Origin of the sequence: Streptomyces sp. F001, assembly GCF_004187715.1 — a bacterium.
Classification (GTDB): Bacteria; Actinomycetota; Actinomycetes; order Streptomycetales; family Streptomycetaceae; genus Streptomyces; species Streptomyces flavusporus.
The window spans coordinates 134,899-157,725 of record NZ_QZWF01000010.1 but is presented as its reverse complement, the minus strand read 5'-3'; the positions used below and the strand labels follow the sequence as shown (position 1 = coordinate 157,725).

The window sequence follows — 22,827 nt, the reverse complement described above, 5'->3', positions numbered from 1 at the left end:
CAGCAGCGTCTCCGTGCTGCTCTCCGGGGTGGTGAGGTCGCCGGCCGTCACGGGGCGCACCAGTAGCGAGTCGACACGGGCGACCGGCGTGCCGGCCGGGTCGGCCAGTTCCACGGTGAAGGTGTCACGTCCGGCGGGTGCGACCCGGACGCGCACTTCGGTGGCGCCGGGCGTGTGCAGGGTGATGGTGCCGAAGGAGAAGGGCAGCGGCGTACGGCCGTCCAGTCCGTCCACGGCGGCCGCCTGCAGTGCCGCGTCGAGCAGGGCGGGGTGCAGCCCGAACGTCGCCGCTTCCTCCGCCTGCCGGCCGGGCAGCGTGACCCGGGCGAGGATCTCGTCGCCGAGCCGCCACACGTCGGACAGGCCCTGGAACGCCGGCCCGTATTCCAGGCCGGCGGCGGCCATCGTGTCGTAGTGCGCGGCGGCGTCCAGCCGCTCGGCGCCGGCGGGCGGCCACGCGGTGCCGTGCAGCGGCCCGGTGACCTCCGTGGGCACGCTGCCCTGCTCGGTGAGGACGGCGCTCGCGTGATGGGTCCACTCCCCGGTGCCGTCGGGCCGGCGCGGGCGGGAGTGGACGTCCACCGGCCGACTGCCGTCCTGCACGGCGCCGACCTGCACCTGCACGTCGACCTCCGCGTGCTCGGGAAGGGACAGCGGTGCGTGCACGGCGAGTTCACGCACGTACGGGCAGCCGACCTCCTCACCGGCGCGCAGGGCCATCTCGACGAAGGCGGTTCCCGGCAGCAGAACGGTGCCGAAGACGGCGTGGTCCTCCAGCCACGGGTGGGTCGCGCGGGACACGCGTCCCGTGAGGACGACGTCATCGCTGCCGGCCAGCCGGACCGCCGCGCCGAGCAGCGGGTGCCGTACGGCACCCAGCCCGGCGGCACCGACATCGACGGTCGTGGCGGCGGCGGGCCGCCAGTAGCGCCGCCGCTGGAAGGCGTACGTCGGCAGATCCACCAGCCGCCCGCCCTGCACCCACGGCGACCAGTCGACCTCGACACCGGCGACGAACACCTCGGCCGCACTCTGCAACAGCCGCGCCTGACCGCCCTCACCCCGCCGCAACGTCCCGACCGCGGTCACGCCGCTGGTCCGGGTGTGATCGGCGTTCTGGGTCACGGCACCGAGCAGGACGGGGTGCGGGCTGGCTTCGACGAAGACGCGGTGTCCGGCTTCGAGGAGGTTCTGCACGGCCGTGTCGAAGCGGACGGTCTCGCGGAGGTTGGTGAACCAGTACTCCGCATCCATCACCGCGGTGTCGATCACCTCACCCGACACCGTCGAGAACAACGGAACCTGGCCCGACTTGGGCTCGATGCCGGACAGGACGTCCGAGAGTTCCTCACGCAGGTCCTCACCTGCGGGGAGTGGGAGGCGTAGTCCACCGCGATCCGACGGACCTGAACACCGTCCGCCTCACACGAGGCCACGAACGCATCCAGCTCCCCCGGCCCGCCGGAGACCACCACCTGCTCAGGCCCGTTCACCACGGCCACCTGCAGGCCATCGGTGAGCCGGCCGGTGACCCGCTCCAGCGGAGCCAGCACCGACACCATCCCGCCCCGCCCCGCCAGCCGCACAATCGCCCGACTGCGCAACGCCACCACCCGCGCCGCATCCTCCAGCGACAGACCACCCGCAACACACGCCGCAGCAATCTCCCCCTGCGAATGCCCCACCACCGCAGACGGCCGCACCCCCACCGACCGCCACACCTCAGCCAGCGACACCATCACCGCGAACAACACCGGCTGCACCACATCCCCCGCCGGAGAACCTCCTCACCGCCCTCCCGCACCACCTCCAGCAACGACCAGCCATCCGTGTACGGCTCAAGCGCCGCCGCACACTCCCCCATCCGCTCCGCGAACACCGGCGAGAACTCCAGCAACTCCCGCGCCATGCCCACCCACTGCGAGCCCTGACCCGGAAACACCAACACCACACCACCAGAACCAGCACGCCCCGAGACCACCCCGGACGCAGGACGCCCAGCAGCCAACTCCCAGCCCGCCCTGAGCTCGGCACCCCCCCCAGCACCACGGCCCGGTGCTCCAGCACCGCCCGCCCCGCCAGCGACCAGGCGACATCCCGCGGCGCCAGCCCGGCGTCGTCCGTGACCTGCGCGAGCAGGTGCCCCGCCTGGTCCGCCAACGCCGCCGCACTGCGCGCCGACACCACCCACGGCACCACACCACCACCGGCCACCGCATCGGCCGGCTCCTCCCCAACCGGCGGCGCCTCCAGGATCACGTGCGCGTTCGTCCCGCTGTAGCCGAAGGACGACACGCCGGCCCTGCGGGGCTGCCCGTTCTCGGGCCAGGGGCGGTTCTCGGTCAGCAGGCGGACCGCGCCGGATTCCCAGTCGACGTGGTGGGACGGTTCGTCGACGTGCAGGGTGCGGGGCAGGACGCCGTTGCGGATCGCCTGCACCATCTTGATGATGCCCGCGACACCCGCGGCGGCCTGGGTGTGCCCGATGTTGGACTTGACGCTGCCGAGCCACAACGGCCGGTCCTCCGGGCGGTCCTGACCGTACGTCGCCAGCAGCGCCTGCGCCTCGATCGGGTCGCCGAGCGTCGTCCCCGTACCGTGTCCCTCGACCACGTCCACGTCGGCGGTGGTCAGCCGTGCGCTGGCCAACGCATCCTGGATCACGCGCTGTTGTGCGGGTCCGTTGGGCGCGGTCTGGCCGTTGGAGGCACCGTCCTGGTTGATCGCGGAACCGCGTACGACGGCGAGGATCCGGTGACCGAGCCGTTCGGCGTCCGAGAGGCGCTCCAGGACGAGCATGCCAACGCCCTCGCCCCAGCCGGTGCCGTCGGCGGCGGTGGCGTAGGACTTGCAACGGCCGTCGGGGGCGAGGCCGCGCTGGCGGGAGAACTCGACGAAGACGCCGGGGGTCGACAGCACGGTCACGCCGCCGGCCAGGGCGAGGGTGCACTCGCCGTTGCGCAGGGCCTGTACCGCCTGGTGCAGGGCCACCAGCGAGGACGAGCAGGCGGTGTCGACGGTGACGGCGGGGCCCTGGAGGCCCAGGGTGTAGGCGACCCGGCCGGAGACGAGGCTGCCGACGCTGCCGCCGCCGGTGTCGTAGTCGTGGTGGAAGGAACCGGCGAAGACGCCGGTGCGGGTGCCCTTGAGGGTGTGCGGGTTGATGCCCGCGCTCTCCAGAGCCTGCCAGGAGGCCTCCAGCATCAGTCGCTGCTGCGGGTCCATCACCAGCGCCTCGCGCGGGGCGATCCCGAAGAACGCCGGGTCGAAGTCCGCGGCGTCGTACAGGAATCCGCCGGAGCGGGTGTAGGTCTTGCCGGGGTTTCCGGGCTCCGGGTCGTACAGGGCGTCGACGTCCCAGCCGCGGTCGGCGGGGAACTCGCCGATGGCGTCCTCGCCCTTGACGACCATGTCCCAGAGGTGGTCGGGCGAGGTGACGCCGCCGGGCAGCCGGCAGCTCATTCCGACGATCGCCACGGGCTCGGTGCGCCGGCCTTCGAGAGTCTGCAGGCGGCCGCGGGTGGTGTGCAGTTCCTCGGATACGGCCTTGAGGTACTTCAGCAGTTCTTCTTCGGTGGGCATGAACTCACTCTCAACTCAGGTCCGTGGGCGATTCGTTGCCGGAGATGGAGATGCCGAGGCTGTTGGTGACGAAGTCCAGGACCTCGTCGGCGCTCGCGGATTCGAGGCCGCTCGGCGCGGGGTCCGCGGCCACCGCCACGGGCTCGCCGTTCGTCCACGGCTGCGCCAGACCGCGGAACGTCGCCGCCAGCGCGGCGCGCTGGGCACTGGTGAGTTCCAGTGCGGCCAGGTGGTTCCTGACCCGGGCCAGGTCGGCCATCACCTGTTCGTAGGTCGGCTCGCCGGTGTTCTGTGTCTCGGCGGGTGCCGGGGTGAGACGGTCGAGCAGATGGTCGACCAGGGCGTGCGGGCTGGGGTGGTCGAAGACCGCGGTGGCGGTCAGTTTCAGTCCGGTGCGCTGGTTGATGCGGTTGCGCAGTTCCACGGCGGTCAGTGAGTCGAAGCCCAGGTCGCGGAAGGCCTGGTCGGCGGAGAGGCTGCGCGGGTCGCCGTGTCCGAGGACCAGGGCGACGTCGGTCAGCACCAGGTCGAGCAGCAGTTCGCGGCGCTGTTCGGCGGGCAGTGCCTGCAGCCTGCTCTCCAGGGTTTCCTCGGACCTCTGAGCTGCTGCTGCCGTCCTGGCGTCGGCCGTGGTCCGCCGGTTCCGGGCGGGCACCAGGTCCCGCAGGAGCGGCGGGGCGGTGTCCGGGCGCAGGGCGGCCGTGTCGACCCGCACGGGGACGACGACCGGACAGGCGCCGGTGAGCGCCCGGTCGAAGGCCGCCAGGCCCTCCTCGGTGGAGGTCGGCAGCAGTCCCGTACGGGCGATGCGGCTGCGGTCGGCGGTGCCCAGGCCGGCGGTCATCGTGCTGGTCTGTGTCCACATCCCCCAGGCGAGGGAGACGGCCGGGAGTCCGGCGGCGTGCCGGTGGGCGGCGAAGGCGTCGAGGTAGGCGTTGGCCGCGGCGTAGTTGGCCTGGCCGGGCGAGCCGAGCACGCCGGCGGCCGAGGAGAACACCACGAAGGCCGCCAGGTCGGCGTCCGCGGTCAGCTCGTGCAGGTGGCGCACCGCGTCCGCCTTGGGCCGCAGGACGGAGTCCAGCCGCTCGGGCGTCATCGACTCCAGGACGCCGTCGTCGAGGACACCGGCCGTGTGCACCACCGCGGTCAGCGGATGCTCGGCGGGGATGCGGGCCAGCGCCCGGGCGAGCTGTTCCCGGTCCGCCACGTCGCAGGCGACGGACTCCACACGTACGCCGTCCGTGATCACGTCGGCCGGTGCCTCGGCGCCGCTGCGGCTGAGCAGCAGCACATGGCGGACGCCGTGGTCGGAGACCAGCCGCCGCAGCACGAGCTGTCCCAGGGTGCCGCTCGCGCCGGTGACGAGCACGGTGCCGTCCGGGTCGAGCGGGCGCGGGATTGCCGTGTCCGGCACGTTCAGCGTGTCCGGCGCGGAGCGGGCGAGGCGGGGTGCGAGGGCCTGCCCGGCGCGGACGGCGACCTGCGGTTCGTCCGAGGCGAGGGCCGTGTCGAGGGCGTCGGGCGACCACTCGTCCACGTCGACGAGCAGCAGCCGGCCCGGGTGTTCGGCCTGTGCCGAGCGCAGCAGGCCCCATACGGCGGCGGTGACCGGGTCGGGGTGTTCCGCCAGCGCACCCCGGGTGACCACGGCGAGTCGGGCATCGTCGTCCGCGGTCTCGGCGAGGAACCGCTGGGTGAGCTCCAGGACTTCGGCGAGCCGGGCGCGCAGATCGCCGCCCGGTTCGACATGGGCGACGGTGACCGCCGACGTGTCTACCGCACCCGGCTCGGTCGGCGTCGGCACGGGCCGCCAGCGCAGGTGCAGTCCGGTGTCCCGGTGCTGCGTGCCAGTCGCGGACAGCGGCCGCAGCATCAGCGAGTCCACGGTGATGACGGCCCGGCCGGCCGCGTCGACGGCGGTCAGCGACACCGCGCCCTCGCCGGTGCCGGTCAGCCGGACCCGGACCGCGGGCGCGCGGGAGGCCTGAAGTGTCACGCCGGCCCAGGAGAACGGCAGCAGCGGCCGGGCTGCGTCCCCGGCGTCCCCGAAGGACACGGAGGGAACGCCGAGGGTGAGGGAGTGCAGGGCGGCGTCGAGCAGGGCGGGATGGATGCCGTACGTGCCCGGCTCGACGGGCAGGTCGACCTCCGCGTACAGCTCACGGTCCGTTCGCCAGGCCGCGCGCAGCCCCTGGAACGCCGGGCCGTAGCCGTAACCGCGTTCGGCCAGGCCGTCGTAGAGGCCGTCCAGGGGCACCGGCCGGGCGTCGGCGGGCGGCCACGGCCACGGGTCGTCCGGCGTGGTGGACGCCGTGGACAGGACGCCGGTCGCATGCCGGACGGGCGGCTGCTCGTCGGCGGTGTCCGTGGGCGAGGCCGACGAGTGGACGGTGACGGATCGACGGCCGGTGTCGTCCGGCGCGCCGACGACGACCTGGAGGTAGACAGCGCTGTCGGCCGGCAGCACCAGGGGTGTCTCCAGCGTCAGTTCCTCGACGTGCGGGCAGCCGACCTCGTCGCCGGCGTGCAGCGCCAGTTCGAGGAAGGCGGTGCCGGGCAGCAGCACGTCGCCGTTCACCGCGTGGTCGGCGAGCCAGGGGTGGGAGCCCGGCAGCACACGGCCGGTGAGCACCGCCTGTCCGTCGGCCAGGAAGACGGCGGCGGCCAGCAGCGGGTGGTGGGTGGCGTTCAGACCGGCCGCCCGGATGCCGGCCGGCGACTCGGTGGCGTCCTGCCAGTAGCGCTGCCCCGCAAACGGGTAGCCCGGCAGTTCGACCCGGCGTCCGCCGGGCAGCAGCCGCTCCCAGGCCATCGTGGCGCCCGCCACGAACGGCTGGGCGAGCGACCGTGCAAGGGCGAGCGCCTCCGGCTGACCGTGCTGCAGCGCGGCCACGGCGACGACGCCGTCCTGGGAGTCCAGGGAGTCGAGCGCCGCGTGCACCATCGAGGTGAGTACGGCGTCCGGTCCGAGCTCGAGGTAGGCGGTGACGCCCTGTTCGGCCAGGCAGCGGACGCCGTCGGCGAAGCGTACGGCCCCGCGGACGTGGTCCACCCAGTACTGCGGGGTGCACAGCAGCTCGGGGTCGGCCGGACCACCGGTCACGTTGGACACGAGCGGGATCCGCGGCGGCCGGAACGACAGCCCGGCCAGCACGTCCGCGAACTCGGCGAGCATTCCGTCCATGTGGTGGGAGTGGAAGGCGTGCGAGACCGACAGCCGCCGCACCCGGTGCCCGGCCGCCCGGAAGTGGTCGGCGACGGCGACCGCGGCCGCCTCGTCGCCGGACACGACCACGGCCTGCGGCCCGTTGACGGCCGCGATCCCGACCGAGTCCGCCAGTCCCGCCCGCTCGATGTACGCCCGGACGGTCTCCTCGTCGACGGCGACCGCGACCATCGCGCCGCCCGCCGGCATGGCCTGCATCAGGCGGCCACGGGCCGCGACGAGGGCGCAGGCGTCGCCCAGCGAGAGCACGCCGGCCGCGTGCGCGGCGGTGATCTCGCCCAGCGAGTGGCCCATGACGTAGGCGGGGGTCACGCCCCAGTCCCGCAGCAGCTCCAGCAGCGCGACCTCCAGCGCGAACAGGCCGGTCTGCGTGTACATGCTCTGGTCGAGCAGCCGAGCCGTCGGCGTGTCGGCGGGCGCGAACACGACGTCCTTCAGCCGGTGTTCGGTGTAGCCGTCGAGATGCGCGTCCACGGCGGCGCACACGGTGTCGAAGGCCTGGGCGAACACCGGGTACCGCTCGTACAGCTCCCTGCCCATGCCGGCCCGCTGCGATCCCTGACCGGAGAACACCAGCGCCGGCCCGCCCGCCCCGGTGTCGCGGGCCGTCCCGACGACAGTGCTGGGCGACTCCTCGCCACGGGCAAGAGCAGCCAGCCCGCCGGCCAGTTCGTCCCGGTCGGCGCCGAGGACGACGGCCCGGTGCTCCATCAGCGCCCGGCCGGTCGCCAGCGTGAACCCGATGTCCCGCGGGTCGATGCCCTCGTCCTCGCCGACCCGCGCCAGCAGCCGGGCGGCCTGCCGCCGCACGCCCTCGGAGGTCCGCGCGGACAGCACCCAGGGGACGACCGGCGCCTGAGGCACCTCGTCGCCGGTCGCGGACTCCTCGGGCGGCGCCTCCAGGATGACGTGCGCGTTCGTCCCACTGATCCCGAACGACGACACGGCAGAGCGGCGCGGCCGGTCCAGCTCGGGCCACTCCTCCTCGGACGTCAGCAGGCGGACCTGGCCGGCGGTCCAGTCGACGTGGTGGGAGGGCACCTCGGCGTGCAGGGTGCGGGGCAGCACACCGTGCCGCATCGCCTGCACCATCTTGATGACACCGGCGACACCGGCCGCGGCCTGCGTGTGCCCGAGGTTCGACTTCACACTGCCCAGCCACAACGGCCAGTCCTCCGAGCGGTGTTGGCCGTAGGTCGCCAGCAGCGCCTGCGCCTCGATCGGGTCCCCCAGCGCGGTGCCGGTGCCGTGCGCCTCGACCACATCCACGTCCGCCGCACTCAACCGGGCACTGGCCAGCGCATCCCGGATCACCCGCTGCTGCGACGGACCGTTCGGCGCGGTCAGCCCGTTGCTGCCGCCGTCCTGGTTGACGGCGGAACCACGGACGACCGCCAGCACCGGATGACCGTGCCGCTCGGCGTCCGACAACCGCTCCACCACCAGCAGACCCACACCCTCGGCCCACCCCGCACCGTCCGCGTCATCGGAGAACGCCTTGCACCGACCGTCCGGAGACATCGCCCGCTGCCGCGAGAACTCCACGAACGTCGTCGGCGTCGACATCACCGTCACACCACCGGCCAGCGCAAGCGAGCACTCCCCGTTGCGCAACGCCTGCGCCGCCAGATGCAACGCCACCAACGACGACGAACACGCCGTGTCCACCGTCATCGCCGGACCTTCCAACCCCAGCAGATACGAGATCCGACCGGACGCGACGCTCGACGAGTTGCCGAGCATGCGGAAACCGTCCATGCCCTCGATGGGCTCGTGCAGCGGCGGCCCGTACTCCATCGCCATGAGTCCGGCGAACACGCCCGTCCTGCTGCCGCGCAGGGAGGTCGGGTCGATACCTGCCCGCTCGAAGGCCTCCCAGGACGTCTGCAGCAGCAGCCGCTGCTGCGGGTCCATCGCCGCCGCCTCACGCGGGCTGATCCCGAAGAACTCCGGCTCGAACACGGCCGCGTCGTGCAGGAATCCGCCCCGGCGCGTGTAGGTCTTGCCGGCGCGGCCGGGATCGGGGTCGTATATGCCCTCGACGTCCCAGCCGCGGTCGGTGGGGAACTCACCGACCGCGTCGACGCCGTCCAGTGTGGCCTGCCACAGCTGCTGCGGTGACTCGATGCCGCCGGGGTAGCGGCAGGCCATGCCGACGATCACGATCGGGTCGTCGTCCGTGTCCGTGGCCAGTGGCACCGGGGTCGCCGGGCCGGTGACGGTGCCGTCGATCTGCTCGGCAAGGAAGTCGACGAGTGCGGTGAGGGTGGGGTAGTCGAAGACGAGTGTGGAGGGCAGCCTGAGTCCAGTCGCGGACTGCAGACGCTGACGCAGCTCCAGGCCGGTCAGCGAGTCGAAGCCCATGTCCCGGAAGGCACGGGACGGCTCCACCGAGGCGGCATCTCCGTGGCCCAGCACCAACGAGATCTGCGTGGCCACCAGGTCCAACAGCGCGGACTCCCGGTCGGTCTCCTCCAGGGCGGCCATCCGGGCAACCCAGGACGCACCGTCCTCGGCACCGAGAGCCGCCGCCGCTCGTCGCGCGGGGGCACGGACCAGGGACGTGAAGAGGGCGGGGAGGTTGTCCTGCGCGGCGCGGTTCCGCAGAGCCGGCAGATCGAAACGGGCCGGAACGACCGTCGCCCGGTCGGCGGCCAGCGCGGCATCGAACAACGCCAGGCCCTGGGCGGGTGACATCGGCGCGAGGCCGACCCGCGACAACCGGGCCAGGTCCGTGTCGTCGAGGCGGGCGGTCAGTGCGCTGTCGCTGGTCCACAACCCCCACGCCATCGACGTGGCCGCCAGCCCCTCGGCCCGGCGCGCACCGGCCAGCGCATCCAGGAAGGCGTTGGCCGCGGCGTAGTTGCCCTGCCCGGCTGTCCCCAGGACCCCGGCCGCGGACGAGAACAACACGAACGCCGCCAGATCCGCACCCCGGGTCAACTCGTCCAACAGCCGCGCCCCGTCGACCTTCGGCCGCATCACCGTGTCGACCCGCTCCGGCGTCAACGCCGTCACCACACCGTCATCGAGCACACCCGCCGCGTGGATGACAGCCGTCAGCGGATGCTCCTCCGGTACCTGCGCCAACGCGGATACCAGCGACTCCCGGTCGGCCACATCACAAGCCGCGAACGTCACCGACGCCCCCGACGCCCGCAACTCGGCGACCAGATCCTCCGAACCGACCCCACCCCGCCGACCGACCAACAACAGATGCCGCACGCCGTACTCGACCACCAGATGCCGGGCCACCAACTGCCCCAGCGCACCGCCGGCCCCGGTGACCAGCACCGTGCCGTCCGGATTCCAGTCCCGTGGTGTCTTCGTGTCCAGGGCGACCGCGCCGAGACGGGGAGCGTGCAACTGTCCGTTGGTCCAGGCGAGTTGGGGCTCATTCGATGCCAGGGCCGAGCCAACGACCACCTTGGTGTCCTCGGAGCCGGTCATGTCGACGATCACGAAACGGCCGGGGTGCTCGGCCTGCGCGGAACGCAGCAGACCCCACACCGCCGCCGTCGCCGGATCAGGCGTCCCGGTCACGTCGCCCCGGGTGACGACCACCAGTCGGGCGTCGGCGTCGGCGGACTCGGCCAGGAAACGCTGGGTGAACTCCAGTACTTCGGCCACCCGGACACGGACGTCGCCGCCCGGCTCCACCGATTCGACCACGACATCCGCCGGGACACCCGACGAGCCGTCCGGGGCCGGTATCCCGACCCACCGCACCTCGAACAGCGGATCAGTGGCCGTCGCCCCCAACTGCTCCTGCGCCATCGGCTGCAACCGCAGCTCATCGACCGTGACGACGGGCAGCCCGGCACCATCGAACGCGGCGACCCGCACCGCACCATCGGCACGCGGCGACAACCGCACCCGCAGCACCGAGGCACCCACCGAATGCAGCCGCACACCGTTCCAGGAGAACGGCACCTTGAGATCACCCGACGGCAGCGGATGCAGCGCGGCATCCAGCAGCGCAGGATGAATCCCGAACGCATCGGCTCCATCGGGCAGTTGAACCTCGGCGAACAGTTCCTCACCGTCCTGCCACAGCCCACGCAGGCCCTGGAACGCAGGGCCATAGCCATAGCCGAGGCCGGCCAGGCGCTCGTACGCCTCGGAGACGTCCACCGGCTGCCCACCGGCAGGCGGCCACACTCCGTCCAGCCGCTCCGCGGAGGCGATCGTGCCGGCCGCCACCACACCCACGGCATGCCGGACCCACTCGGCCTCGGCATCCTGCGCCCGCGAATGCACCGCAACCGACCGACGACCGGAGGCGTCCGGCGCCCCCACCGACACCTGCACCGCCACCAGTGCGTCCTCCGACAGCAGCAGCGGCCGCTCCAGCGTCAGCTCCTCCAGCACACCGCAACCGACCTCGTCGGCCGCGCGGAGCGCCATCTCGACGAAGGCGGTTCCGGGCAGCAGGACGGTGCCGAAGACGGCGTGGTCCTCCAGCCACGGGTGGGTCGCGCGGGACACGCGTCCCGTGAGCACGACATCATCAGTGCCCGCCAGCCGGACGGCCGCGCCGAGCAGCGGGTGGTCAGCGGAGTTCAGTCCGAGCCCGGCCGCATCCACGACCGACCGCCCCGCCGGCAACCAGTGACGCCGCCGCTGGAAGGCGTACGTCGGCAGATCCACCAGCCGACCGCCCTGCAGCCACGGCGACCAGTCGACGTCGACACCGGCGACGAACACCTCGGCTGCACTCTGCAACAGCCGCGCCTGACCGCCCTCACCCCGCCGCAAGGTCCCGACCGCGGTGACGTCAGTGACCTGACTGTCCTCGGCGATCTGAGACACCGCACCGGCGAGCACCGGGTGCGGGCTGGCTTCGACGAAGACGCGGTGTCCGGCTTCGAGGAGGTTCTGCACGGCCGTGTCGAAGCGGACGGTCTCGCGGAGGTTGGTGAACCAGTACTCCGCATCCATCACCGCGGTGTCGATCACCTCACCCGACACCGTCGAGAACAACGGAACCTGGCCCGACTTGGGCTCGATGCCGGACAGGACGTCCAGCAGCTCCTCACGCAGGTCCTCCACCTGCGGGGAGTGGGAGGCGTAATCCACCGCGATCCGACGGACCTGAACACCCTCCGCCTCACACGAGACCACGAACGCATCCAGCTCCCCCGGCCCGCCGGAGACCACCACCTGCTCAGGACCGTTCACCACGGCCACCTGCAGACCGTCCGTGAGCCGGCCGGTGACCCGCTCCAGCGGAGCCAGCACCGACACCATCCCGCCCCGCCCCGCCAGCCGCACAATCGCCCGACTGCGCAACGCCACCACCCGCGCCGCATCCTCCAGCGACAGACCACCCGCAACACACGCCGCAGCAATCTCCCCTGCGAATGCCCCACCACCGCAGACGGCCGCACCCCCACCGACCGCCACACCTCAGCCAGCGACACATCACCGCGAACAACACCGGCTGCACCACATCCACCCGCCGGAGAACCTCCTCACCGCCCTCCCGCACCACCTCCAGCAACGACCAGCCATCCGTGTACGGCTCAAGCGCCGCCGCACACTCCCCCATCCGCTCCGCGAACACCGGCGAGAACTCCAGCAACTCCCGCGCCATGCCCACCCACTGCGAGCCCTGACCCGGAAACACCAACACCACACCACCAGAACCAGCACGCCCCGAGACCACCCCGGACGCAGGACGCCCAGCAGCCAACTCCTCAAGTTTCGCGGCCAGTTCCCCACCCTCAGCGCCGACCACGACGGCCCGGTGCTCCAGCACCGCCCGCCCCGCCAGCGACCAGGCGACATCCCGCGGCGCCAGCCCGGCGTCGTCCGTGACCTGCGCGAGCAGGTGCCCCGCCTGGTCCGCCAACGCCGCCGCACTGCGCGCCGACACCACCCACGGCACCACACCACCACCGGCCACCGCATCGGCCGGCTCCTCCCCAACCGGCGGCGCCTCCAGGATCACGTGCGCGTTCGTCCCGCCGATGCCGAACGAGGAGACACCGGCCCTGCGGGGACGCCCGTCCTCGACCCAGGGGCGGTTGTCGGTGAGGAGCCTGACCTGCCCCGCGGTCCAGTCGACGTGATGGGAGGGCACCTCGGCATGCAGGGTGCGCGGCAGCACACCGTGCCGCATCGCCTGCACCATCTTGATGACACCGGCGACACCGGCCGCGGCCTGCGTGTGCCCGAGGTTCGACTTCACACTGCCCAGCCACAACGGCCGGTCCTCCGGGCGGTGTTGGCCGTAGGTCGCCAGCAGCGCCTGCGCCTCGATCGGGTCCCCCAGCGCGGTGCCGGTGCCGTGCGCCTCGACCACATCCACGTCCGCCGCACTCAACCGGGCACTGGCCAGCGCATCCCGGATCACCCGCTGCTGCGACGGACCGTTCGGCGCGGTCAGCCCGTTGCTGCCGCCGTCCTGGTTGACGGCGGAACCACGGACGACCGCCAGCACCGGATGACCGTGCCGCTCGGCGTCCGACAACCGCTCCACCACCAGCAGACCCACACCCTCGGCCCACCCCGCACCGTCCGCGTCATCGGAGAACGCCTTGCACCGACCGTCCGGAGACATCGCCCGCTGCCGCGAGAACTCCACGAACGTCGTCGGCGTCGACATCACCGTCACACCACCGGCCAGCGCAAGCGAGCACTCCCCGTTGCGCAACGCCTGCGCCGCCAGATGCAACGCCACCAACGACGACGAACACGCCGTATCCACCGTCATCGCCGGACCTTCCAACCCCAGCAGATACGAGATCCGGCCCGAGGCCACACCACCGCTGTTGCCGGTGATCATCAGGCCTTCGATGCCCTCGGTGGCCTCCGGGAGCCAGGAGCCGTAGTCGTGGTACATCAGGCCGGCGAACACACCCGTCCTGCTGCCGCGCAGGGAGGTCGGGTCGATACCCGCCCGCTCCAGGGCCTCCCAGGACGTCTCCAGCAGCAGCCGCTGCTGCGGGTCCATCGCCGCCGCCTCACGCGGGCTGATCCCGAAGAAGTCGGCGTCGAAGTCACCGGCCCCGGTCAGGAAGCCGCCCCGACGGGAGTAGCTCGTGCCGAGGTGGGTCGGATCGGGGTCGTAGAGGCTCGCGAGGTCCCAGCCGCGGTCGGCCGGGAAGTCGGAGGTGGCGTCCACACCGTCGACGACCGCCTGCCACAGCTCCTGCGGTGACTCGATGCCATCGGGCATACGGCAGGCCATGCCGACGATCACGATCGGGTCGTCGTCCGTGATCGTGGCCAGCAGCACCGGGGTCGCCGGGCCGGTGGCGGTGCCGTCGATCTGCTCGGCGAGGTAGCCGACGAGTGCGGTGAGGGTGGGGTAGTCGAAGACGAGTGTGGAGGGGAGCCTGAGTCCGGTCGCGGACTGCAGACGCTGACGCAGTTCCAGGCCGGTCAGCGAGTCGAAGCCCATGTCCCGGAAGGCACGGGACGGCTCCACCGAGGCGGCATCTCCGTGGCCCAGCACCAACGAGATCTGCGTACCGACGAGGTCCAGCAGCGCGGACTCCCGGTCGGTCTCCTCCAGGGCGGCCATCCGGGCAACCCAGGACGAGGCCTCCTCGGCGCTGGGCGCCACCGCTCGTCGTGCCGGCACCCGCACCAGGGACGTGAAGACTGCCGGGAGGTTGTCCTGCGCGGCGCGGTTCCGCAGAGCCGGCAGATCGAAACGGGCCGGAACGACCGTCGCCCGGTCGGCGGCCAGCGCGGCATCGAACAACGCCAGGCCCTGAGCAGCCGACATCGGTGCCAGCCCACTGCGCGACAACCGGGCCAGGTCCGTGTCGTCCAGATGCGCCGTCATCGAACTCTCGCTGGTCCACAGCCCCCACGCCATCGACGTGGCCGCCAGCCCCTCGGCCCGGCGCGCACCGGCCAGCGCATCCAGGAAGGCGTTGGCCGCGGCGTAGTTGCCCTGCCCGGCCGTCCCCAGGACCCCGGCCGCGGACGAGAACAACACGAACGCCGCCAGATCCGCACCCCGGGTCAGCTCGTCCAACAGCCGCGCCCCGTCGACCTTCGGCCGCATCACCGTGTCGACCCGCTCCGGCGTCAACGCCGTCACCACACCGTCATCGAGCACACCCGCCGCGTGGATGACAGCCGTCAGCGGATGCTCCATCGGAACCCCCGCCAGCACCCCCGCCAGCGACTCCCGGTCGGCCACATCACAGCCGCGAACGAGTCACCGACCCCCGCCGCCCGCAACTCGGCGACCAGATCCTCCGAACCGACCCCACCCCGCCGACCGACAACAGCAGACGCCGCACGCGCGTACTCGACCACCAGATGCCGGGCCACCAACTGCCCCAGCGCACCGCCGGCCCCGGTGACCAGCACCGTGCCGTCCGGATTCCACTCCGGCAGCGTGTCCGCATCCACGGCGACCGTAGCCAGCCGCGGTACGTACAACCGCCCCTCACCCATGGCAACTTGGGGCTCACCCGACGCGACGGCGAGAGCTGCCGCTGCCTGGGCGTCGTCCCCCTCCGCCACGTCGACGATCACGAGACGCCCGGGGTGCTCGGCCTGCGCGGAACGCAGCAGACCCCACACCGCCGCCGTCGCCGGATCAGGCGTCCCGGTCACGTTGCCCCGGGTGACGACCACCAGCCGTGACTCGGCCGACTCGGCATCCCCGACAAAACCCTGCGCGAGCGCGAGCGCCTCACCGACCCGCGTACGCACGTCCCCGCCCGGCTCCACCGACGCGACGACGACGTCCGCCGGGACACCCGACGAGCCGTCCGGGGCCGGTATCTCAACCCACCGCACCTCGAACAACGGATCAGTGGCCGTCGACCCCAACTGCTCCTGCGCCATCGGCTGCAACCGCAGCTCATCGACCGTCACAACAGGCAGCCCAGCACCGTCGAACGCGGCGACCCGCACCGCACCATCGGCACGCGGCGACAACCGCACCCGCAGCACCGAGGCACCCACCGAATGCAGCCGCACACCGTTCCAGGAGAACGGCACCCGCACGTCACCGGACAGCAGCGGATGGAGCGCGGCATCCAGCAACGCGGGATGAATCCCGAACGTGTCTGCCTCAGCGGGCAGTTGGACCTCGGCGAACAGCTCCTCGCCCACCCGCCATACGGCCCCCAGGCCCTGGAACACCGGCCCGTAGCCGTACCCCAGGCCGGCCAGGCGCTCGTACGCCTCGGAGACGTCCACCGGCTGCCCACCGGCCGGCGGCCACACTCCGTCCAGCCGCTCCCCCGACGCCATCGAACCGGCCGCCACCACACCCACGGCATGCCGGACCCACTCGGCCTCGGCATCCTGCGCCCGCGAATGCACCGCAACCGACCGACGACCGGAGGCGTCCGGCGCCCCCACCGACACCTGCACCGCCACCAGTGCGTCCTCCGACAGCAGCAGCGGCCGCTCCAGCGTCAGCTCCTCCAGCACACCGCAACCGACCTCGCCACCGGCATGCAACGCCAGCTCGACGAACCCGGTGCCGGGCAGGATGACCGTGCCGAAGACGGCATGGTCGGCGAGCCATGCATGCGTGTGCAGCGACAGCTGACCGGTGAGCACCAGCCCGTCCTGGGACGCCAGCCGGACGGCCGCGCCGAGCAGCGGGTGGTCAGCGGAGTTCAGTCCGAGCCCGGCCGCATCCACGACCGACCGCCCCGCCGGCAACCAGTGACGCCGCCGCTGGAAGGCGTACGTCGGCAGATCCACCAGCCGACCGCCCTGCACCCACGGCGACCAGTCGACCTCGACACCGGCGACGAACACCTCGGCCGCGCTCTGCAACAGCCGCGCCTGACCGCCCTCACCCCGCCGCAACGTCCCGACCGCGGTCACGCCGGTCACCCCGCCGCTCTCCGCAGCCTGGGTCACCGCCCCAACCAGCACCGGATGCGGACTGGCTTCGACGAAGACCCGATGCCCGGATCCCAGCAACGCGTCCAAGGCCGTGTCGAAGCGGACGGTCTCGCGGAGGTTGGTGAACCAGTACTCCGCATCCATCACCGCGGTGTCGATCACCTCACCCGACACCGTCGAGAACAACGGAACCTGGCCCGACTTGGGCTCGATGCCGGACAGGACGTCGAGGAGTTCCTCACGCAGGTCCTCGACCTGCGGGGAGTGGGAGGCGTAGTCCACCGCGATCCGACGGACCTGAACACCGTCCGCCTCACACGAGGCCACGAACGCATCCAGCTCCCCCGGCCCGCCGGAGACCACCACCTGCTCAGGCCCGTTCACCACGGCCACCTGCAGGCCATCGGTGAGCCGGCCGGTGACCCGCTCCAGCGGAGCCAGCACCGACACCATCCCGCCCCGCCCCGCCAGCCGCACAATCGCCCGACTGCGCAACGCCACCACCCGCGCCGCATCCTCCAGCGACAGACCACCCGCAACACACGCCGCAGCAATCTCCCCCTGCGAATGCCCCACCACCGCAGACGGCCGCACCCCCACCGACCGCCACACCTCAGCCAGCGACACCATCACCGCGAACAACACCGGCTGCACCACATCCACCCGCCGGAGAACCTCCTCACCGCCCTCCCGCACCACCTCCAGCAACGACCAGCCATCCGTGTACGGCTCAAGCGCCGCCGCACACTCCCCCATCCGCTCCGCGAACACCGGCGAGAACTCCAGCAACTCCCGCGCCATGCCCACCCACTGCGAGCCCTGACCCGGAAACACCAACACCACACCACCAGAACCAGCACGCCCCGAGACCACCCCGGACGCAGGACGCCCAGCAGCCAACTCCCCCAGGCCCGCCCTGAGCTCGGCACCCTCCCCCAGCACCACGGCCCGGTGCTCCAGCACCGCCCGCCCCGCCAGCGACCAGGCGACATCCCGCGGCGCCAGCCCCGCATCACCCGTCACCCGAGCCAGCAGCCGCCCCGCCTGCTCCGCCAACGCCGCCGCACTGCGCGCCGACACCACCCACGGCACCACACCACCACCCACCGGCACTTCGGCCGGCTCCTCCCCAACCGGCGGCGCCTCCAGAATCACGTGCGCGTTCGTCCCACTGATCCCGAACGACGACACCGCCGACCGACGCGGCCGGTCCAGCTCGGGCCACTCCTCCTCGGACGTCAGCAGGCGGACCTGCCCCGCGGCCCAGTCGACGTGATGGGAGGGCACCTCGGCATGCAGGGAACGCGGCAGCACACCGTGCCGCATCGCCTGCACCATCTTGATGACACCGGCGACACCGGCCGCCGCCTGCGTATGCCCGATGTTCGACTTCACCGAGCCCAGCCACAACGGCCGGTCCGCCGCCCGGTGTTGCCCGTACGTCGCCAGCAGCGCCTGCGCCTCGATCGGGTCGCCGAGCGTCGTCCCCGTACCGTGCGCCTCCACCACGTCCACCTCGGCACCCGACAACCGGGCACTGGCCAGCGCGGCCCGGATCACCCGCTGCTGGGACGGACCGTTCGGCGCGGTCAGGCCGTTGCTGCCGCCGTCCTGGTTCACCGCCGAACCCCGCACGACCGCGAGCACCGGATGACCGTGCCGCTCGGCGTCCGACAACCGCTCCACGACGAGGATGCCGACGCCCTCGGCCCAGCCGGTCCCATCGGCTTCGTCGGAGAACGGCTTGCATCGGCCGTCGGGGGCGAGGCCGCGCTGGCGGGAGAACTCGACGAACATGCCCGGCGTGGACAGTACGGTCACGCCGCCGGCCAGCGCGAGCGAGCACTCGCCGTTGCGCAGCGCCTGGACGGCCAGATGCAACGCCACCAACGACGACGAACACGCCGTGTCCACCGTCATCGCCGGACCTTCCAACCCCAGCAGGTAGGAGATGCGGCCGGAGGCCACGCTGGTCGTGTTGCCGGTCAGGCGGAAGCCCTCGGTACCGTCGACAGGGGCGTGCAGGCGGGGGCCGTACTCCATGTTCATGGCGCCGACGAACACGCCGGTTCCGCTGCCGCGCAGACTGTCGGGGTTGATGCCGGCCCGTTCCAGGGCTTCCCAGGACGTCTCCAGCAGCAGCCGCTGCTGCGGGTCCATGGCGGCGGCCTCACGCGGGCTGATCCCGAAGAAGTCGGCGTCGAAGTCGCCGGCGCCGGGCAGGAAGCCGCCCCGGCGGGCGTATGTCGTGCCGGGGTTGTCCGGGTCGGGGTCGTAGAGGCTCGCGAGGTCCCAGCCGCGGTCGGCCGGGAAGTCGGAGGTGGCGTCGAGGCCTTCGGCGACCGCCTGCCACAGCTCCTGCGGGGAGTCGATCCCGCCGGGCAGGTGGCAGGCCATGCCGACGATCACGATCGGGTCGTCGTCCGAGACCGCCGGGGTGACGGCGGTCTCGGTCCCGGTCTCGGGTGTGTCGTCGAGGACGCCGAGGATCTGGTCGTGCAGATACGCGGCGAGTGCGTTCGGCGTGGGGTGGTCGAAGAGGACGCTGGTGGGCAGGCGCAGGCCGGTGGCCGAGACGAGCCGGCCTCGCAGCCGTACGGACAGGGCCGAGTCGAGGCCCAGGTCGCGGAAGGTGGAGCCGGGGTCGAAGCCGGTGACGCCGGTCGCCTCCGCCAGGTGCTCGGCCAGCCAGCGGGCCAGGAAACCCTCCGGCTGCGTGCGCAGGCGTTCGCGCAGGGCGAGCGTGGCGGAGCTGAGGTGCTGTTCGGGCGTGGCCGCGGCCGGGTGTTCGTCGAGCCAGTAGCGCTCGCGCTGGAAGGCGTAGGTGGGCAGGTCGACGGTCCGGGCCTCGCCGATGACCGCGGGCCAGTCCACGGGCACGCCGGCGACCCAGGCCTCGGCCAGGCCGGTGAGCAGCGCCTGCGGCTCGGGGCGGTCGCGGTGCTGGAGCGCCACGGCGAGGTCGCTGTCGGCCGGCTGGACCAGCGGGGTCAGCACGCTGTCGGGGCCGAGTTCGACGAACCGGGTCACGCCCTGCGCGCGGCACGCCTCGATCGCGTCGTGGAAGCGGACGGTGGCGCCGACGTGCTCGATCCAGTACTCCTGCGTCATGTCGGTGCCGGTCCGGCCGGTGACGGTGGAGACGACCGGGATGTCGGGTGCGGCCACGGACAGCCCGTGGATACGGCGGGCGAACTCGTCGAGCATGGGCGCGGTCAGCGGCGAGTGGGCGGCGTTCTGGACCCGCAGGCGGGTGGTGCGGCGGCCGTCGGCGCGGAAGGCGTCGGCGATCCGGGTGACCGGCTCCTCAGCGCCGGAGAGCACGATCGCCCGCGATCCGTTGATCACGCCGATCGAGACGTCGTCGACGCAGTCGAGGGCGGTGAGCGCCTCCTGTTCGGTCGCCTCGACGGCGATCATGGCGCCGCCGGGCGGGAGCGCCTCCATCAGTTCCCCGCGGGCGGCGGCGAGGGCGGCGGCGTCGGCGAGGGAGAGGGAGCCGGAGACGTGGGCGGCCACGATCTCGCCGAAGGAGTGGCCGACGAGCAGGTCCGGGACGACGCCCCACGAGGTGACCAGGCGGTACAGGGCGACCTGGAAGGCGAACAGGGCGGGCTGCATGTACCGCATGCCGTCGAGTGCCGTGGCAGCGTCGTCGCGTCGGCCGAACAGCACATCACGCAGGCCGAGTTCGGGGTCGAAGTGGTCGAGCACCTCGTCGAGGGCCGCGGCGAAGACCGGGTACGTGTCGTACAGTTCGCGTCCCATGCCGACGCGGTGGGCGCCGCCGCCGGCGAACAGGAAGGCGGTCCTGCCGGTCGGGGCGGCGACCCCGGTGACGGCCTCGTCGTGGAGGCGTTCCAGGCCTGCGACGAGCTCGGAGCGCCCGGCGCCGAGGACGACGGCGCGGTGTTCGAACGTCGTCCTGCTGACCGCCAACGACCGTGCGATGTCGGGGGCTTCGGCGTCCTGGTGCCGCTCCAGGTGGGTGAGCAGGCTGGTGGCCTGGCCGTCCAGGGCCCGGCCGGAGCGGGCGGACAACACCCAGGGCAGCGGACGCGGGGCCGCGGCGGGCGCCACGTCGGCGGCCTCGGCCGCGGGACCGTCGGGGTGTCCGGTGTACGGCCCTTCCGTCAGTACGACATGGCAGTTGGTGCCGCCGACGCCGAACGAGCTGACGCCGGCGATCAGGGGTGCCTCGGGGTCGGGCCAGGTGTCGAGTTCGGTCTGCACCCTGAGGTTCAGCTCGGTGAGCGGGATCGCCGGGTTGGGGGTGCGGAAGTGCAGGCTCGGCGGCAGCCGGCGGTGGCGCAGGGCGAGCGCCGCCTTGAGCAGGCCCGCGATGCCGGCGGCGGCCTCGAGGTGGCCGATGTTGGTCTTGACCGAGCCCACGTGCAGCGGCGTCCGCTCGGCGTCGCCCCGGCCGAGGACGGCGGACACGGCGGCGGCCTCGACGGGATCGCCCACCGGCGTGCCGGTGCCGTGCAGTTCGACGTACTGGACGGTCTCGGGGCGGATCCCGGCGTCGGCGTAGGCGCGGCGCAGGACGTCCTGCTGGCCCTGCACGTCCGGGTCGGTGAGCCGGTCGCCGCCGCCGTCGTTGTTGACGGCGCTGCCCTGGATGACGCAGTAGACGGGGTCACCGTCGGCGACGGCCTGCGCGAGCGGCTTGAGCAGGACGACGCCCCCACCCTCCCCGCGTACGAACCCGTCGGCGCTCTCGTCGAACAGGGCGCACCGCCCGCGCACGGACAGCGCACCGAGTCCGGCTGTCGTCACCATGCTGTCCGGGGAGAGGATCAGGTTGACACCGCCGGCGAAGGCGAGATCCGCCTCGCCGCGCCGGATGCTTTCGCAGGCCAGGTGGACGGCGACCAGCGAGGACGCCTGGGCCGCGTCGACGGCGAGGCTGGGGCCGTGCAGCCCCAGCGTCCAGGAGACCCGGTTGGCGATGATGGCGCGGTGCCGTCCGGTGAAGTCGTGCAACTCGCCGCCGGGGCGGTCCCCTTGCGCGGCGAGGGTGGCGTAGTCGTCGGACGAGACGCCCACGAACACGCCCGTACGGGAGCCGCGGAGCCGGTCGGCGCAGACGCCCGCGTCCTCCATCGCCTCCCAGACCAGCTCCAGGGCGAGTCGCTGCTGCGGATCCATGGCGGCCGCCTCGTCGGGCTCCACGCCGAAGAACGCGGCGTCGAACTCGTCGACCTTGTCCAGGAAACCACCACGCCAGGACCGGTGCCCGGGGCCGCGCTGCGACGGCCACGGTGAGACGGCGTCGGTCCCCTCGGACAGCAGGCGCCAGAACTCGTCCGGATTCGACGCCGAAGGCACCCGGCAGGAGGCCCCGATCACGGCGATCGCGGTGCTGTCGACGCCGTCGGCGGTGTGGTCACCAGACATGGATGGCTTCATATCTGGAGTATCTGTTTGCGCCGGGTGGCGGGACTTCGGCCAGAGGATGGGGGTCGGCGGCAGGGCTTCGGTGCAGGAACGCCCGCTGAAACCAGGACTTTCGGTCAGGGTGCGGTTACGGGTGGGGCGGGCGTACGGCCGTACGCCCGCCCCCCCCTGCCGGTCAGTGCCCTTCAGTGCCGTTCAGATCGAGGCGCCGGACGCGATGAGCTGTGCCCGGGACGCCATGTGTGCCTTCGCCAGCACGTTGGACACGTGGAACTTGATGGTCTTCTCGCTGAGGCCCAGCCTGCGGGCGATCTCCTTGTTGGCCATTCCCCGTCGCACCAGTTGGAGGACTTCGGCCTCGCGTGAGGTCAGCGGGGTGTGGGTCCGTACGGCCCGCAGCGGTCGCGGCAGCGTGGCGCGGACGAGCCTGAGCAGCGCGCCGCTGAGGCCGGCGGAAACGTAGTCGGAGTCGTCCGAGGCACGGCGGACCGCCTCGACGAGTTCCTCCTCGGGATCGTCGGCGTGGACGAGACCGCGGACGTTCGCCTGAGTGAAGCGGATCCACTCGGCGGCGGCCTCCGCGTCTCCCACGACGACCACCATGGCGGCGTCGACATGGGTCAGGTCGTCCAGGTGCTGGGTCTGTGCTTCGAGGACCACGACGTCCGGCCTCTGCGCGTCCGCCACGGAGACCAGCTCGTCGACGTTTCCCGCCTCACCGACCACGGCGAGTGCCGGATCCCGTTTCAGCGCTCCACGAATGCCCAGCCGGGCGTAAGGGT

Annotated in this window: 2 protein-coding genes and 4 pseudogenes; all 6 read right to left on the bottom strand. The window is 72.4% G+C overall.

All coding sequences use genetic code 11. The annotated features are described in order from the left end of the window. Positions 1-96 precede the first annotated feature (96 nt). Positions 97-1,739, bottom strand: a pseudogene (locus tag StrepF001_RS50170) (acyltransferase domain-containing protein); the annotation flags it as partial. Next, positions 1,739-1,909: a hypothetical protein gene (locus StrepF001_RS50165; protein ID WP_346656969.1), complete on the bottom strand. Its 171-nt coding sequence runs from the start codon at positions 1,907-1,909 to the stop codon at positions 1,739-1,741. The gene StrepF001_RS50165 and the pseudogene StrepF001_RS50170, both read right to left, overlap by 1 nt. Before the next feature lie 194 nt (positions 1,910-2,103). Next, positions 2,104-3,582: pseudogene (locus tag StrepF001_RS50160) on the bottom strand (beta-ketoacyl synthase N-terminal-like domain-containing protein); the annotation flags it as partial. 13 nt (positions 3,583-3,595) lie between these two features. Then, positions 3,596-19,339: pseudogene (locus StrepF001_RS46550) on the bottom strand (SDR family NAD(P)-dependent oxidoreductase); the annotation flags it as partial. A 201-nt stretch (positions 19,340-19,540) separates the two neighbouring features. Next, positions 19,541-22,045 (bottom strand): annotated as a pseudogene (locus tag StrepF001_RS50155) (type I polyketide synthase); the annotation flags it as partial. A 195-nt stretch (positions 22,046-22,240) separates the two neighbouring features. Continuing rightward, positions 22,241-22,771 (bottom strand): response regulator transcription factor, encoded by a 531-nt coding sequence (locus StrepF001_RS29700; RefSeq protein WP_129801283.1) that lies wholly within the window; start codon positions 22,769-22,771, stop codon positions 22,241-22,243. Positions 22,772-22,827 lie beyond the last annotated feature (56 nt).

Bases quoted from the DNA above. Each gene is read 5' to 3' on its own strand.
- StrepF001_RS50165 (WP_346656969.1), bottom strand. From the start codon at position 1,909: ATGGCGCGGGAGTTGCTGGAGTTCTCGCCGGTGTTCGCGGAGCGGATG.